General features: G+C 57.5%; 1 protein-coding gene. It reads left to right on the top strand.

The features are described 5' to 3' along the window. Positions 1–498 (top strand): UTRA domain-containing protein (locus ACFHWW_RS33940; protein WP_379943750.1); only part of this gene is annotated, 498 nt, incomplete at its 5' end. Between the last annotated feature and the right edge of the window lie 273 nt (positions 499–771).

Here is a 771-nt window from a genome sequence, read left to right as displayed (position 1 = left end):
CTCGCCAATGATTTCGACACGGTTGTCGCTTCCATCAAGGACAACGTCATCGAGCGCGTTCAGATCGAAGAAAACGTCTCGCCGCCCGACCTGGCAGAGGGAGAAGGAAAGCTCGCGGACGGCTACACCTTCCTGCGCAGCATCCAATATAATCATGGGGAGCCCTTTTCCGCGGTCAACCTCTTTCTTGCCCAGCACATCTTCGACCGCGACCGGAAGCGCTTCGCACATTCGGCCGCACTGCCGATGATTGTCGAGATGAAAGATGTAAAGGTCGCCCACGCCTATCAAACATTGACCATCGGCGTCGCCGATCCGGATACGGCGGACCACCTGAAAATTGGCCTCGGCGAGCCCACAGCCGATTGCCGACTGGTTCTCGTGGACGAAAGCGACGTGGCGATCTATGTCGCGGATATCCACTATCGCAAGGATTGCTTCGCCCTGCGCGTCGATCTGCTGGACCGGGTTCAGGACCGCGACAAGGTTTCGAGCTGACATCCCCGACACTCGCCGCAGGATCGAGAACCATGCGGTTAGCAGAGCCGCATTGATCGCAGCCCGCTTCGGCAATCCCTAGAGCGTTTCAATTCATCTAAACACTGGAACGCTCTAAGTCTTTGAAACTGCGTACTTCCGGACGGAAAAACCGTTACTCGCTTTTCTCGGAAGTGCTCTATGCGGCTGCACGTACCTGGGCCGGGGCGCGGCCGACGATTTCCTCATACCGTGCCTGATCGGTCGCGCCTTCGGTGTTGATCACGAATATCC

The organism is Sinorhizobium sp. P24N7, assembly GCF_042436655.1.
Classification (GTDB): Bacteria; Pseudomonadota; Alphaproteobacteria; order Rhizobiales; family Rhizobiaceae; genus Sinorhizobium; species Sinorhizobium meliloti_A.
This window is presented reverse-complemented; position numbering and strand designations above follow the sequence as displayed.